General features: G+C 68.6%; 15 protein-coding genes. 12 read left to right on the plus strand and 3 right to left on the minus strand.

The features are described from left to right. Window positions 1–20: 20 nt before the first annotated feature. The 10 genes from ABZ348_RS14210 (at window position 21) to ABZ348_RS14255 (ending at window position 9,227) form a co-directional block, all read left to right on the plus strand. On the plus strand, window positions 21–1,718 hold the full coding sequence (locus tag ABZ348_RS14210; RefSeq protein ID WP_358932732.1) for a nitrite/sulfite reductase: 1,698 nt from the start codon (window positions 21–23) through the stop codon (window positions 1,716–1,718). Next, on the plus strand, window positions 1,715–1,894 hold the full coding sequence (locus tag ABZ348_RS14215) for a hypothetical protein (RefSeq protein WP_329024490.1): 180 nt from the start codon (window positions 1,715–1,717) through the stop codon (window positions 1,892–1,894). The genes ABZ348_RS14210 and ABZ348_RS14215 overlap by 4 nt, the downstream gene beginning before the upstream one ends. Beyond that, a complete protein-coding gene (locus tag ABZ348_RS14220; protein ID WP_358932734.1) occupies window positions 1,891–2,589 on the plus strand; it encodes a phosphoadenylyl-sulfate reductase in 699 nt (232 codons plus the stop codon). The genes ABZ348_RS14215 and ABZ348_RS14220 overlap by 4 nt, the downstream gene beginning before the upstream one ends. Then, window positions 2,571–3,146 (plus strand): adenylyl-sulfate kinase, encoded by a 576-nt coding sequence (gene cysC, locus ABZ348_RS14225; RefSeq protein ID WP_358932736.1) that lies wholly within the window; start codon window positions 2,571–2,573, stop codon window positions 3,144–3,146. Before ABZ348_RS14220 ends, cysC begins: the two co-directional genes overlap by 19 nt. Then, entirely contained in the window at window positions 3,143–4,075 is a 933-nt protein-coding gene (gene cysD / locus ABZ348_RS14230; RefSeq protein WP_358932738.1) for a sulfate adenylyltransferase subunit CysD, read from the plus strand. The genes cysC and cysD overlap by 4 nt, the downstream gene beginning before the upstream one ends. Before the next feature lie 9 nt (window positions 4,076–4,084). Beyond that, window positions 4,085–5,425, plus strand: a complete 1,341-nt coding sequence (locus ABZ348_RS14235) for a GTP-binding protein (protein WP_358932974.1) — start codon at window positions 4,085–4,087, stop codon at window positions 5,423–5,425. 207 nt (window positions 5,426–5,632) lie between these two features. Then, window positions 5,633–6,742, plus strand: a complete 1,110-nt coding sequence (locus ABZ348_RS14240) for an ABC transporter substrate-binding protein (RefSeq protein WP_358932740.1) — start codon at window positions 5,633–5,635, stop codon at window positions 6,740–6,742. Window positions 6,743–6,776: 34 nt separating this feature from the next. Further along, entirely contained in the window at window positions 6,777–7,574 is a 798-nt protein-coding gene (locus ABZ348_RS14245; protein WP_358932742.1) for an ABC transporter ATP-binding protein, read from the plus strand. After that, window positions 7,561–8,463 carry an ABC transporter permease gene (locus ABZ348_RS14250; protein ID WP_358932744.1) on the plus strand — a complete coding sequence of 301 codons (903 nt, stop codon included), beginning with the start codon at window positions 7,561–7,563 and terminating at the stop codon, window positions 8,461–8,463. The genes ABZ348_RS14245 and ABZ348_RS14250 overlap by 14 nt, the downstream gene beginning before the upstream one ends. Window positions 8,464–8,471: 8 nt before the next feature. Further along, a complete protein-coding gene (locus ABZ348_RS14255) occupies window positions 8,472–9,227 on the plus strand; it encodes a sirohydrochlorin chelatase (RefSeq protein ID WP_358932746.1) in 756 nt (251 codons plus the stop codon). On the opposite strand, the gene ABZ348_RS14260 is transcribed toward ABZ348_RS14255, so the two are convergent. After that, window positions 9,206–9,454, minus strand: a complete 249-nt coding sequence (locus ABZ348_RS14260) for a hypothetical protein (protein WP_358932748.1) — start codon at window positions 9,452–9,454, stop codon at window positions 9,206–9,208. The genes ABZ348_RS14255 and ABZ348_RS14260 overlap by 22 nt on opposite strands. Here ABZ348_RS14260 and ABZ348_RS14265 point away from each other — a divergent pair. After that, entirely contained in the window at window positions 9,453–9,650 is a 198-nt protein-coding gene (locus tag ABZ348_RS14265) for a DUF4236 domain-containing protein (RefSeq protein WP_358878397.1), read from the plus strand. The two genes, ABZ348_RS14260 and ABZ348_RS14265, sit on opposite strands and share 2 nt — an antisense overlap. Here the strand turns inward: ABZ348_RS14265 and ABZ348_RS14270 are convergent. Further along, complete coding sequence (locus ABZ348_RS14270) at window positions 9,644–10,195, minus strand: DUF1697 domain-containing protein (RefSeq protein ID WP_358932750.1); 552 nt, start codon at window positions 10,193–10,195, stop codon at window positions 9,644–9,646. The two genes, ABZ348_RS14265 and ABZ348_RS14270, sit on opposite strands and share 7 nt — an antisense overlap. A gap of 81 nt (window positions 10,196–10,276) precedes the next feature. Then, window positions 10,277–11,473: a S8 family peptidase gene (locus ABZ348_RS14275; RefSeq protein ID WP_358932752.1), complete on the minus strand. Its 1,197-nt coding sequence runs from the start codon at window positions 11,471–11,473 to the stop codon at window positions 10,277–10,279. 378 nt (window positions 11,474–11,851) lie between these two features. Between ABZ348_RS14275 and ABZ348_RS14280 the strand changes: the two genes are divergently transcribed. Beyond that, window positions 11,852–14,110, plus strand: a complete 2,259-nt coding sequence (locus tag ABZ348_RS14280) for an MMPL family transporter (RefSeq protein WP_358932754.1) — start codon at window positions 11,852–11,854, stop codon at window positions 14,108–14,110. Window positions 14,111–14,116 lie beyond the last annotated feature (6 nt).

A 14,116-nucleotide genomic window follows, 5' to 3' on the forward strand; every position in this document is an offset into this window, starting at 1 on the left:
GTCTCGAAGGACATATCGCCATGGCCGCCACCCCGGACAAGCCCGCCCCCGCCGTGTCCCGCCGTAGAACCGGACGTCACCGCGGCGAGGGTCAGTGGGCCGTTGGCCACATGACGCCCCTGAATGCCAACGAGCAGACCAAAAAGGACGACGACGGTCTCAATGTGCGGACGCGCATTGAGACGATTTACGCCAAGCGCGGCTTTGACTCCATCGACGGCGCCGATCTGCGCGGTCGGATGCGCTGGTGGGGCCTCTACACCCAGCGCAAGCCCGGGATCGACGGCGGCAAGACCGCGATCCTGGAGCCGGAGGAGCTGGACGACGAGTACTTCATGCTCCGGGTCCGCATCGACGGCGGCCGGCTGACGACCCGCCAACTCAGGGTCATCGGCGAGATCTCCCAGGAGTTCGGCCGCGGCACCGCCGACATCACCGACCGGCAGAACGTCCAGTACCACTGGATCCGCATCGAGGACATGCCCGAGATCTGGCGGCGGCTCGAAGAGGTCGGCCTCTCGACGACCGAAGCCTGCGGCGACACCCCCCGCGTCATCCTGGGCTCGCCCGTAGCGGGCATCGCCGAGGACGAGATCATCGACGGCACCCCCGCGATCGACGAGATCTACCGCCGGATCGTCGGCAACAAGGACTTCTCCAACCTGCCCCGGAAGTTCAAGTCCGCGATCTCCGGATCCCCGCTGCTCGACGTCGCGCACGAGATCAACGACATCGCCTTCGTCGGTGTCGAACACCCCGAGTTGGGCCCCGGCTTCGACGTCTGGGTGGGCGGTGGACTCTCCACCAACCCGAAGATCGGCGTACGGCTCGGCGCCTGGGTCTCCCTCGACGACGTTCCCGATGTGTACGAAGGCGTCATCTCCATCTTCCGGGACTTCGGCTACCGGCGCCTGCGCACCCGCGCCCGGCTGAAGTTCCTGGTCGCCGACTGGGGCCCGGAGAAGTTCCGCCAGGTCCTCGAAGACGACTACCTCCAGCGCAAGTTGGCGGACGGCCCCGCGCCCGAGCGCCCCGTACAGGAGTGGCGCGACCACGTCGGCGTCCACCGCCAGCAGGACGGCCGGTTCTACGTCGGGTTCGCACCGCGCGTGGGACGCGTCGACGGCACCACGCTGCTGAAGATCTCCGAGCTGGCCGCCGAGCACGGCTCCGACCGGCTGCGCACGACGGCCGAACAGAAGATGATCGTGCTCGACGTGCCCGAGGACCGGGTCGAATCCCTGGTGGAGGGCCTGGAGGCACTCGACCTGCGGGTGACCCCCTCGCCGTTCAGGCGCGGCACGATGGCCTGCACCGGCATCGAGTTCTGCAAGCTCGCGATCGTGGAGACCAAGGCACGGGCGGCCTCCCTCATCGACGAGTTGGAACGCCGGCTGCCCGAGTTCGACCAGCCGATCACCATCAACGTCAACGGCTGCCCCAACGCCTGCGCCCGCATCCAGGTCGCCGACATCGGCCTCAAGGGCCAGTTGGTCCTGGACGACTCCGGCAACCAGGTCGAGGGCTTCCAGGTCCACCTCGGCGGCGCCCTCGGCCTCGACCCCGGCTTCGGCCGCAAGGTCCGCGGGCTCAAGGTCACCTCCGCCGAACTGCCCGACTACGTCGAGCGGGTGGTGCGGCGCTTCCAGGAGCAGCGCGAGGAGGGCGAGCGCTTCGCCACCTGGGCCGCCCGCGCCTCCGAGGAGGCCCTGTCATGAGCGAGCGCGCCGCCCCCTTCTACTGCCCCTACTGCGGCGACGAGGACCTGCGTCCCAACGAGCAGGGTCACGGCGCATGGGAATGCGCCGCCTGCAACCGGGCCTTTCAGTTGAAGTACCTCGGGCTACTCGCCCGTGGTTTTCAACGCAAGGACACCGGAGGGGAAGAGATATGACGGTCACTCACCAAACCAATCTCCAGGAACTCGCCGAGCGTGCCGGACGTGATCTCGAAGAGGCGACCGCCCTGGAGATCCTCACCTGGGCCACCGAGACCTTCGGCGCCAGGTTCTGTGTGACGTCGTCCATGGAGGACGCCGTCGTGGCACACCTCGCCTCCCGGGCCCTGCCCGGGGTCGACGTCGTGTTCCTCGACACCGGATACCACTTTCCCGAGACCATCGGCACCCGGGACGCGGTCGAGGCCGTGATGGACGTCCGGTTGATCACGCTCACCCCACGCCTCACCGTCGCCGAACAGGACGCCGAGCACGGCCCGCGCCTGCACGACCGCGACCCCGATCTGTGCTGCAAGCTCCGCAAGGTCCAGCCGCTCGAAGAAGGGCTGACCGGGTACGACGCCTGGGCGACTGGCCTGCGTCGCGATGAGTCCCCGACCCGGGCGAACACCCCGGTCGTGGGCTGGGACGCACGCCGCCGCAAGGTGAAGGTGTCCCCCATCGCCCGGTGGACCCAGGACGACGTGGACACTTACGTCGCCGAGTACGGGGTACTCACCAACCCCCTGCTGATGGACGGCTACACCTCCGTGGGCTGCGCGCCCTGCACCCGTCGGGTGCTGGAGGGCGAGGACGTCCGCGCCGGCCGCTGGGCCGGGCGGGGCAAGACGGAATGCGGACTGCACGGCTGATGACGACGCTGGGAGACGAACACGTGACTGGGGCCACCATCTGGCTCACGGGCCTGCCGAGTGCCGGTAAGACCACCATCGCCCTGGCGTTGGCGGAGCGCCTGGCCGCCCAGGGACGGCGGGTCGAGGTGCTGGACGGCGACGAGATCCGTGAGTTCCTGTCGGCGGGTCTCGGCTTCAGCCGTGAGGACCGGCACACCAACGTCCAGCGGATCGGCTTCGTCGCCGAACTGCTGGCGTCCAACGGGGTGACCGTCCTCGTCCCGGTGATCGCGCCCTACGCCGACAGCCGGGACGCAGTACGCAAGCGTCATGCCGCCGAGGGCACGTCCTATGTGGAGGTGCACGTCGCCACTCCGTTGGACGTGTGCTCCGAGCGCGATGTCAAGGGGCTCTACGCCCGCCAGGCCGCGGGACAGATCAGCGGCCTCACCGGGGTCGACGACCCCTATGAGGTGCCGGTCTCCCCCGATCTGCGCATCGAGTCACAACACCAGACCGTGCAGGAGTCCGCGGCAGCGCTGCACGCGCTGCTCACCGAGAGGGGTCTCGCATGATGGCGCTCGCCGATGTCCAGGACACCGACAGTCCCTATGCGCTCAGCCACTTGGACGCGTTGGAGTCCGAGGCGGTCCACATCTTCCGCGAGGTGGCAGGCGAGTTCGAGCGGCCGGTGGTCCTGTTCTCCGGCGGCAAGGACTCCATCGTCATGCTGCACCTGGCGCTGAAGGCGTTCGCACCGGCAGCGGTCCCCTTCTCGCTGCTGCACGTCGACACCGGACACAACTTCCCGGAGGTCCTCGAATACCGGGACCGCACGGTGGCCCGCCACGGCCTGCGGCTGCACGTCGCCTCCGTACAGGAGTACATCGACGCCGGGAAGCTGCGCGAGCGGCCCGACGGCACCCGCAACCCCCTTCAGACCGTGCCGCTCACCGAGGCGATCCAGGAGCACCGCTTCGACGCGGTGTTCGGTGGCGGGCGGCGCGACGAGGAGAAGGCGCGCGCCAAGGAGCGGGTGTTCTCCCTGCGGGACGAGTTCTCGCAGTGGGACCCGCGCCGGCAGCGGCCCGAGCTGTGGCAGCTCTACAACGGACGCCACGCCCCCGGCGAGCACGTGCGGGTGTTCCCGCTGTCGAACTGGACCGAGTTGGACGTCTGGCAGTACATCGCGCGGGAGAAGATCGAGCTGCCCGAGATCTACTTCGCCCATGAGCGCGAGGTGTTCCGGCGTTCGGGGATGTGGCTGACCGCGGGCGACTGGGGCGGGCCCAAGGAGTCCGAGCAGGTCGAGACCCGACTGATCCGCTACCGCACCGTCGGTGACATGTCCTGCACCGGTGCGGTGGACTCCGACGCCACCACGCTCGACGCGGTGATCGCCGAGATCGCCGCATCCCGGCTCACCGAGCGGGGCGCCACCCGTGCCGACGACAAGCTGTCCGAGGCCGCCATGGAAGACCGCAAGCGCGAGGGGTACTTCTAAATGACCGCCATCACCTCGGCGGCCGAGCAACTGTCGGCCACCACCCTGCTGCGCTTCGCCACCGCGGGCTCCGTCGACGACGGCAAGTCCACGCTCGTGGGGCGGCTGCTGCACGACTCCAAGTCGGTGTTGACCGACCAGTTGGAGGCGGTGACGACGGCCTCGCTCTCGCGCGGCCAGGACACCCCGGACCTGGCGCTGCTCACGGACGGCCTGCGGGCCGAGCGCGAGCAGGGCATCACCATCGACGTGGCGTACCGCTACTTCGCCACCGCGCGGCGGCGCTTCATCCTCGCCGACACCCCGGGCCATGTGCAGTACACGCGGAACATGGTGACCGGTGCGTCCACGGCCGAACTCGCGGTCGTCCTGGTGGACGCACGCAACGGCGTGGTGGAGCAGACGCGGCGGCACGCGGCCGTGGCCGCCCTGCTGCGCGTGCCCCACGTGGTCCTCGCCGTGAACAAGATGGACCTGGTCGACTACGCGGAGCACGTCTTCGCCGCCATCGCCGAGGAGTTCACCTCGTACGCCGCTTCCCTGGGCGTACCTGAGATCACTGCGATCCCCATCTCCGCACTCGCCGGTGACAACGTGGTGGACCCGTCGGCGAACATGGACTGGTACGGCGGTCCGACCGTGCTGGAGCACCTGGAGACCGTGCCGGTCTCGCACGATCTGGCGTCCTGCCACGCCAGGCTTCCCGTGCAGTACGTGATCCGTCCGCAGACGGCCGACCACCCGGACTACCGGGGGTACGCCGGGCAGATCGCGGCCGGCACCTTCCGGCTCGGCGAGGAGGTCACCGTACTGCCGTCGGGGCGCACCTCGCGGATCAAGGGGATCGACCTCCTGGGCCAGGCGGTGGACATCGCGTGGACCCCGCAGTCGGTCACCCTGCTGCTGGAGGACGACATCGACATCTCGCGCGGCGATCTGATCGTGCCGAGCGGGGACGCGCCGCCGACCACGCAGGACGTCGAGGCCACCGTGTGCCACGTGGCCGACCAGCCGCTCACCGTGGGGCAGCGGGTGCTGCTCAAGCACACCACGCGGACGGTGAAGGCGATCGTCAAGGAGATCCCGTCCCGGCTGACCCTCGACGACCTCTCGCAACACCCGGAGCCCGGGCAACTCGTCGCCAACGACATCGGTCTGGTGACCGTGCGCACCGCCGAACCGTTGGCGCTCGACTCCTACGCCGACTCCCGGCGTACCGGCTCCTTCCTCCTGATCGACCCGGCCGACGGCACCACGCTGGCGGCCGGGATGGCCGGCGACTCGTTCGCCACCACGGCCAAGGCCGTGCAGACATCCGACAGCATCGAAGACTCGGGGTGGGATTTCTGATGACCGACGTGTATGCGACCTTCGCGAAGGAAGGGGGCCGTGTGGGCAGCGGCACCCTCGGCGCAGGTTCCGGAGGTGTCGTGTGTTGTGCGCGATGAACCGTACGCACCACCGGAAGCCGCCTCACCGACGAAGACACCGTTCTGCCAACTTCCCGGCCACGACTTACGGACGTGACCGCCGGGGCCTTCGAGAGGAAACCCTCCCGTGCCTGCCACCCGTACCACTGTGCGCCGCGGCCTCGCCGCAGCCGCCGCCATCCCGCTGCTGATCGGCGCACTCGCCTCCTGCGGCTACGGTTCCGACGCCAAGAAGGACGACAAGACCACCCCGGCCGCGAAGGGCAAGAAGCTCTCGGCCGACACCGTGAAGTTGGGCTACTTCCCCAACCTCACCCATGCCACTGCGCTCGTCGGGGAGCAGCAGGGCATCCTCCAGAAGGAGCTGGGCGGCACCCAGATCAAGTCGACGACCTTCAATGCCGGCCCCTCCGAGATCGAAGCCCTGAACGCGGGTGCCATCGACATCGGCTTCATCGGCCCCTCCCCCGCGATCAACGGTTTCACCAAGTCCAAGGGCAAGAACCTGCGGATCGTCGCCGGCTCCGCATCCGGTGGCGTGAAGCTCGTGGTCAACCCCAAGAAGATCAAGACCCTGGACGACCTCAAGGGCAAGAAGATCGCCACGCCCCAGCTGGGCAACACCCAGGACGTCGCCTTCCTGAACTGGATAGCCGAAAAGGGCTGGAAGGCCGACGCGCAGAGCGGCAAGGGCGACGTCTCGGTCGTGCGCACTGACAACAAGATCACTCCGGATGCCTACAAGTCCGGTTCGATCGACGGTGCTTGGGTTCCGGAGCCCGTGGCTTCCAGACTCGTGGCGCAGGGCGCCAAGGTGCTCCTCGACGAGTCGACCCTGTGGCCCGACAACAAGTTCGTGATCACCCACATCATCGTCTCGCAGAAGTTCCTCAAGGAGCACGCGGACGTGGTGCAGGCCGTGGTGCGCGGCTCGGTGAAGACCAACGCCTGGATCAACGCGAACCCGGATCTGGCGAAGGCGGCTGCGAACGCCAAGCTGAAGGCCCTCACGGGCAAGGAGCTGCCGCCCGAGATCATCGACCCGGCGTGGAAGTCGATCCTGTTCACCGATGACCCGCTGGCGTCGACGCTGAAGACGCAGGCGGACTACGCGGTGAAGGCCGGCCTGTTGGAGAAGCCCGACCTGAACGGCATCTACGACCTCAGGGAGCTCAACGAGGTCCTCAAGACCGAGGGCAAGCCCGCGGTCGCCGATGCCGGACTCGGCGTCAAGTAGCCCGGCACAACCGAGTTCCCAGGAGGTGACGACCATGGCCAATACCCTCACCAAGGACCAGGCGACCGGCCGTACGACGACGGCCGGGCCCGCTGCCCGCATCGAACACGTATCGAAGTCCTTCGCGGGACCCGCGGGACGGCAGCTCGTCCTGGACGACATCACCCTCGATGTCGCTCCGGGAGAGTTCGTCACCCTCCTGGGGGCCTCGGGGTGCGGAAAGTCCACCCTGCTCAATCTGGTGGCGGGACTGGACAAGCCCAGTGCGGGGTCCATCGAGACCCCGGGCGGGCGGCCCGCGCTGATGTTCCAGGAGCACGCGCTGTTTCCCTGGCTCACGGCGGGCAAGAACATCGAACTCGCGCTGCGGCTGCGCGGGGTCGCCAAGAACGAACGCCGTACGGAGGCGGAGCGGCTGCTGGAGCTGGTGCGGCTCAGCGGTGCGTACCGCAAGCGGGTGCACGAGTTGTCGGGCGGCATGCGCCAGCGGGTGGCCCTCGCCCGCGCCCTGGCGCAGGACAGTCAACTCCTGCTGATGGACGAGCCGTTCGCCGCTCTCGACGCCATCACCCGCGATGTGTTGCACGACGAGCTGACGCGGATCTGGCGGGAGACCCAGCTGTCGGTGCTGTTCGTCACCCACAACGTCCGCGAGGCTGTGCGGCTCGCCGAACGGGTGGTACTGCTGTCGTCCCGACCGGGCCGGATCGCCCGGGAGTGGACGGTCGGCATCGAACAGCCGCGTCGCATCGAGGACGCCGCCGTGGCGGAGCTGTCCATCGAGATCACCGAAGAACTGCGTGGGGAGATCCGCCGACATGGCCAGCACTGAGACCTCGACCGAGGCCAAGGCCAAGGCAAAGCCCGACGATCTCGCCGGACTGGAAGCGGGACTCGACGCCCTGGATGCGGTGGAGTCGCACCGCACCCCGGTCAAAGAGGTTCTGCTGAAGAAGGTGCTGCCGCCGGTGGTGGCGGTCCTGCTGGTGGTCGCCGTCTGGCAGGCGCTGGTGTGGGCCGAGGTCACCGACGAGGGCAGTCTGCCCGCGCCCTCCGCGGTGTGGGACAGCGTGTCCAGACTGTGGCTGGCGGGCACCCTGCTGGAGGTCGTCTGGACGAGCGTGTCCCGCGGTCTGCTCGGCTTCCTGCTCGCGCTCGCCATCGGCACCCCGCTCGGTCTGCTGGTCGCCCGGGTGAAGTTCGTCCGTGCGGCCATCGGTCCGATCCTGTCGGGTCTCCAGTCGCTGCCGTCGGTGGCGTGGGTGCCGCCCGCGGTGATCTGGCTCGGACTGAACAACCAGATGATGTACGCGGTGATCCTGCTCGGTGCCGTCCCGTCCATCGCCAATGGACTGGTCTCCGGTGTCGACCAGGTTCCGCCGCTGTTCCTGCGGGCGGGCCGCACCATGGGTGCGACCGGCCTCAAGGGGACGTGGCACATCGTGATGCCCGCGGCGCTGCCCGGCTATGTGGCCGGGCTCAAGCAGGGCTGGGCGTTCTCCTGGCGCTCGCTGATGGCCGCGGAGATCATCGCCTCGTCGCCCGATCTCGGTCTGGGGCTCGGGCAGTTGCTGGAGAACGGTCGGAACAACTCCGACATGCCGGGGGTGTTCTTGGCAATTCTGCTGATCCTGCTGGTCGGCATCGCCATCGATCTGCTGATCTTCAGCCCGTTGGAGCGGGCGGTCCTGCGGGGCCGCGGGCTCCTCGTCAGGAACTGAGTGGTGTGATGCGTCCTCCCGTCCTTCTCGTCATCGCCCACGGCAGTCGCGATCCGCGCCACGCCTCGACCGTCGATGCGCTGTTGCGGCGCGTGCGGTCGAACCGGCCGGAGCTGTCCGTGGAGGTAGCCTTCCTGGACTTCAACACCCCGAGCGTGCCGCGGGTGTTGGAACGGCTGGCCAGGGAGGGCGTCGAGGACGTCATCGCACTTCCCCTGCTGCTGACCCGGGCCTTCCATGCCAAGTCGGACATCCCTTCCGTACTGCGGGAGGCGTCCGCGCGGCTGCCGAGGCTACGGATCCATCAGGCCGAGGTCCTCGGCCCGTCCCCGCTGCTGCTCTCCGCTCTGGAGCGCCGGCTGCGGGAGGCGGGGCTCCGGGAGGCCGACAAGCGCTCGACGGGGCTGGTCCTGGCCTCGGCGGGCTCCACAGACCCGGAGGCGATCGCGGTGATCGCAAACATAGCGCGGGAGCTGCGGCGTACCGGTTGGTGCGCTGTGCGGCCCGCGTTCGCCTCCGCACTCCTTCCCCGTACCGATGAGGTCGTGCGCTCGTTGCGCACCGACGGATTCGAGCGGGTCGCGGTGGCTCCCTATGTGATCGCGCCGGGCCGGTTGCCCGACCGCATCGCGGAGGGGGCCCGGGGCGCGGACGTGTTGGCGGACGTGCTTGGTCCGGCGCCGGAGTTGGCCCGGCTGCTGTTGCAGCGGTACGAGGAGACCCTGCCGGCGCTGGTGGGCGGTCAGATGGCCGCGTTCGCATAGGTCGCCGGGTCGAGCACCAGGAACTTTCCCGGACCGGGGGCGGGGAAGCCGGAGCCGGGGCCCACGGGCCCCGGCTTCTGTCGTGCCCGGTGGTGCCGGGGGGTGTCGGGTGGATGCCGGGTGGTGCCCCTGCGACCGCGCGCCAGTGGGCCGGTGACCGTTTCGTGGCGTCCCGGTGACGTACGAAGGGCGTGCGCGAGGCAGGATCGGGGGAAGGAGGCCGACATGTCGTTTCATTACCACAAGCGCATCACCCTGATCCCGAAGCTGCTCCACCTCACCATCGGCACCCACGGCTGGTCCCTCAGCCTGGGCGGGCGCAGGGCCCATCTCACCCGGGACAGCCACGGCAGGCGCGGAGCGGCGGTCCGGTTGCCCGGCGGGTTCACCTGGCGCCGTCACTCGCGGCGCCACCGTCACTGAGCGGTCAGCTCCACCAGCTTGCGGACGGTGTTCCAGTTGCGGGTGGTCGCGATGACCCCGGGCAGCAGTCGCGGCTTGGCCAGCGCTTCGGCGAGCTTGGACCGGCCGAGGCCGTCGGGCGCGTACAGATACAGCGAGCGGTCCCCGAGCCGGTACTCCTCGGGGGCGAAGGACGCCTGGTCGACGGCGGCCAACCGGTCTGCCGCGATCCGTTCGGAGAAGTAGGTGACGTGGAGTTGTTTGGGCTCCAGCGCCTCCGCGGGGAACGGGCAGTCGTCCCGTACGGACGTGAGATAGGCGTGGTCGCGCACCAGACAGTCCACCGCGAAGCCGAAGTGCTTCTCGATGGCGTGCTCCACGGCGGTGGCGAGCGCCTCCTCGTCGTCTCCCGACGCACTGCTGAAGGCCGCGTTGCCGCTCTGGAGGTAGGTGGTCACGTCCGCGTGGCCCAGGTCGGTGAGAACCCCCTTGAGGGCGGCCATGGGGACCTTCCTGCTGCCGCCGACGTTGATGCCGCGCAGGAGGAGTGCGTATCTGGTCGTCATGGAGCTCAGCGTAGGACGGTCGCCGCACCCCGTGGGGGAGGGTACGGCGACCGCCGTCAGTGCGGCAGGGGCACCGCTCGGTTACGGGACGATCTTGAGGAGCTTGTTGACCGTGCCCGGACCGGCGTTGGAGATCCTGCCGGGGGTGGCGCCGTCGGTGAGGGCCTTGGCTATCTGCGCCGGGGTGGCGCCTGGGTGGTTGGCCAGGTAGATGGCTGCCGCGCCGACGACGTGCGGGGTGGCCATGGAGGTTCCGGAGATCGTTCTGGTGGCACCGTCGCTGATGTGCCAGGTGGAGAGGATGTCCGAACCGGGGGCGTACAGGTCGACGATCCCGCCGAAGTTGGAGAAGCCGGACTGGGTGTCCGTACGGGTCGAGGACGCCACGGTGATGGCCTCCCGGACCCGGGCGGGGGACCCGAGGCTGGCGTTCTGGGATTCGTTGCCGGCCGCGACGCCGAAGGTGACGCCGGAGGCGATCGCCCTGCGGACGGCCGCGTCCAACGCCGGGTCGGCGCTGCCGCCGAGGCTCATATTGGCGACCGAGGGCCCCTTGCGGTTCTTGGTGACCCAGTCGATCCCGGCGATGACCTGCTCGGTGGTGCCTGATCCACGGTCGTCGAGCACCCGTACGGCGACGATCTTCGCCTGCTTGGCGACTCCGTACCGGGCGCCCGCGATGGTGCCGGCCACGTGCGTGCCGTGACCGTTGCCGTCCGTGGCGATGTTGTCGTTGTCGATCGCGTCGAACCCGTGCGTGGCCCTGCCGCCGAAGTCGCGGTGGCTGACCCGCACCCCGGTGTCGATGACGTACGCCGTCACTCCCGCACCCGCGGTGTCGGGGTAGGTGTAGCGGCGGTCGCCCGCGGTCGTGACCTGGTCGATGCGGTCCAGGCCCCAGGTCGGGTTGGTCTGCGTCGCGGAGATGCTGAACCGCTTGTTCTGGACCACCTTGGCGACGGCCGGGTGCAGGGCGAGGTTCTTGGCCTCGTCCTCGGTCATTCCGGTGGTGGAGAAGCCGTTGACGGCGGAGCTGTAGTCGCGCTTCAGTCTGCCGCCGTACTCCTGGGCGAGGCTGCGCTTGTCCGCCTTCTCGTCGAGCAGCACGATATAGCTTCCGGCCACCGCGCCCTCGGCGTTGACGCCGTACACCACGCCCTCCGGCGCCGTGGAGGCCCCGGCGAACGTCGTGCCGAAGAACAGGCCGCCGGACACGGCCACGATGGCTGCCATGGCCGACGTTGACTTGATCCTGCTTTTCCGTCTGTGAGTTGCCATGGAGAGGATCTCCTCGTCAGCAGGTGTGTGGGGGGCATGTCCCGGTCGCGAGATCCTCCGGGAGATGGCTCGAAACCTTGGCCGATTGACGCGCCCAGTTCAAGCGGTTCCACCATCTGTGACTTTGGCAACAAGAATTCACAACTACAACAGGCCAACTCCTCAAAGGGGGTTGCAAAGTTCATGTGAACGGGTTTCACATCTGGCCGGAAATAGATGTAAGGGACCCGGACCGTTCCTCTGAGGGATACATGCATCCCAAGGGAGTAGAAGCCCGATCCCAGGTTCGTCGGACAGTACGACGAGGTGGCGGCGGGTGCCGCCGTAGCGTCGTGGACCGAGGCAACACGACCGCACCCACTGGGGATTGAGGCTGTTATGGAGAACGCGGCAAGAAGACCGCGCGGGTTCGCCGCACGGGCCGGGGGCTGGAGCGCACGGCACCGCTGGGCGGCCGTCGGCATCTGGGTGCTGTTCGTACTGGTTTCCATGGTGGCCGGCTCCGCCATGGGACGGCAGGACATCAACGGGAGTGAGCAGCTCGATGGCGAGACGAGCCAGGCCGCCCGCATAGCCGACCGGGCCGGCATCGAGGAGCCGGTCAGCGAGTCCGTGCTGGTGCAGGCCAAGGACGGCGCACTGAAGACCTCCGCACCCGAGTTCCGGGCAGCCGTGGACGCGGTCATCAAGGCCGTGCAGGCCACCGGCGAGGTGACGGGGGTGACCTCCCCCTACACCAGTAAGAGCATCTCCGAGGACGGGCGCAGCGCGCTCGTCCAGTTCGACATGCGGGGCGACCCCGAGAAGGCAACGGACCGGATCGAACCGGTGCTGAAGGCCGTCGAGGGGGTGCAGGACGATCATTCCGGGCTGCGGATCGAGCAGATCGGCGGCGCCAGCATGACCAAGACCTTCGACGACGCCTTCGGGGACGACTTCCAGCAGGCCGAGTTCTCGGCCGTGCCGGTGGCCCTGGGAATCCTGCTGATCGCGTTCGGGGCCCTGGTGGCGGCGTTGTTGCCGGTGGCACTGGCCATCACGGCGATCATGGCGACGATGGGCCTGATGTCGGTCGTCAGCCACATCATGCCGATGAGTGACACCGCCAACTCCATCATGCTGCTGGTCGGACTGGCGGTGGGCGTCGACTACTGCCTGTTCTACCTACGGCGCGAACGGGAGGAGAGGGCAGCCGGGCGGGACGCCCAGACCGCCCTCCAGATAGCTGCTGCCACCAGCGGTCGGGCGATCGTGGTCTCGGGCGTGACGGTTTGTGTCGCGATGGCAGGAATGCTCTTCACCGGAGTTGGCGATTTCGAGTCCATGGGTCTGGCGTCGCTGATGGTGGTCGCCGTGGCCATGGTCGGCTCGGTGACGGTCCTCCCCGCGCTCCTGTCCTTGTTGGGCGACCGGGTGGAGAAGGGCCGTGTCCCCTTCATCGGAAAGCTGAAGGGGAGCGGCAACGGCGAGAGCCGCTTCTGGAGCGCGGTGCTCGGCGGGGTGCTCAAGCGCCCGGTGGTCTCCCTGTTGGTGGCGACGGGCGCCCTGGTGGCGGTCGCCCTGCCGGCGCTCGGCATGAAGACGCAGGACCTGAAGCTGAACCAGGAGTTCGGCGACTCGATGCCGATCGTGGCGACGTACGAACGCATCAACGAGGCGTTCCCCGGCGGTGCGGAGCCCGCCGAGGTCGTGGTGAAGGCGCACGACATCAATGCGGCGCCGGTGAAGCGGGCGATCGCCGAGTTCCGCGACCGGGCGGTCAGTTCGGGTGCCTCGGGCGGCCCGGTCGAGGTGGTGGTGCACGATGCCGAGGATCTGGCGTTCGTGTACGTGCCGCTGATCGGGGGCGCCGACCAGGACGAGGCCGCCAGGAGCCTGGACCTCCTGCGCGACGAGGTCAGGCCGGCCACCCTCGGCGAGGTCGACGGGGTCGAGGCGCCCATCACCGGTCAGGTGGCCCGTTCGAAGGACTTCAACGACCAGATCACCGGCGCGGTCACCCCGGTCTTCGTCTTCGTGGTGGTCTTCGCGTTCGTCCTGATGCTGCTGTCGTTCCGCTCGCTGACGATCGCGGTGACGTCGATCGTGCTGAACCTGCTCTCGGTCGGGGCGGCCTACGGCATCCTGACCGCGGTCTTCCAGCACGGTTGGGGCGCCTCGCTGGTCGGCGCGGAGGGGGTGGGGGCGGTCGTCGCGTGGTTGCCGCTGTTCCTCTTCGTCATCTTGTTCGGCCTGTCGATGGACTACCACGTCTTCGTGGTGTCACGGATTCGCGAGGCCCGGATGCAGGGCCGGACGACCCGGGAGGCGATCACCCATGGGGTGGTGACGACGGCGGGCGTGGTCACCAGCGCGGCAGTGATCATGGTGGCAGTGTTCGCGATCTTCGGAACCCTGTCGATGCAGTCGATGAAGCAGATGGGCGTCGGTCTGGCGGCAGCGGTGCTGATCGACGCGACGGTGATCAGGGGCGTGCTGCTGCCGGCCGCGATGGCACTGCTCGGGGAGCACAACTGGTACTTCCCGAAGTGGCTGGAGTGGCTGCCGGACATGACGCACGACGAGAGCGGACCGGAGGCCGCACCCGCGGTGGAGGGTCAGGACGACGACGGAAGTCGAACGCCCGTGACCGTGTGAAGTCCT

The organism is Streptomyces sp. NPDC005963, from assembly GCF_040638655.1.
In the GTDB taxonomy this organism is placed as follows: domain Bacteria; phylum Actinomycetota; class Actinomycetes; order Streptomycetales; family Streptomycetaceae; genus Streptomyces.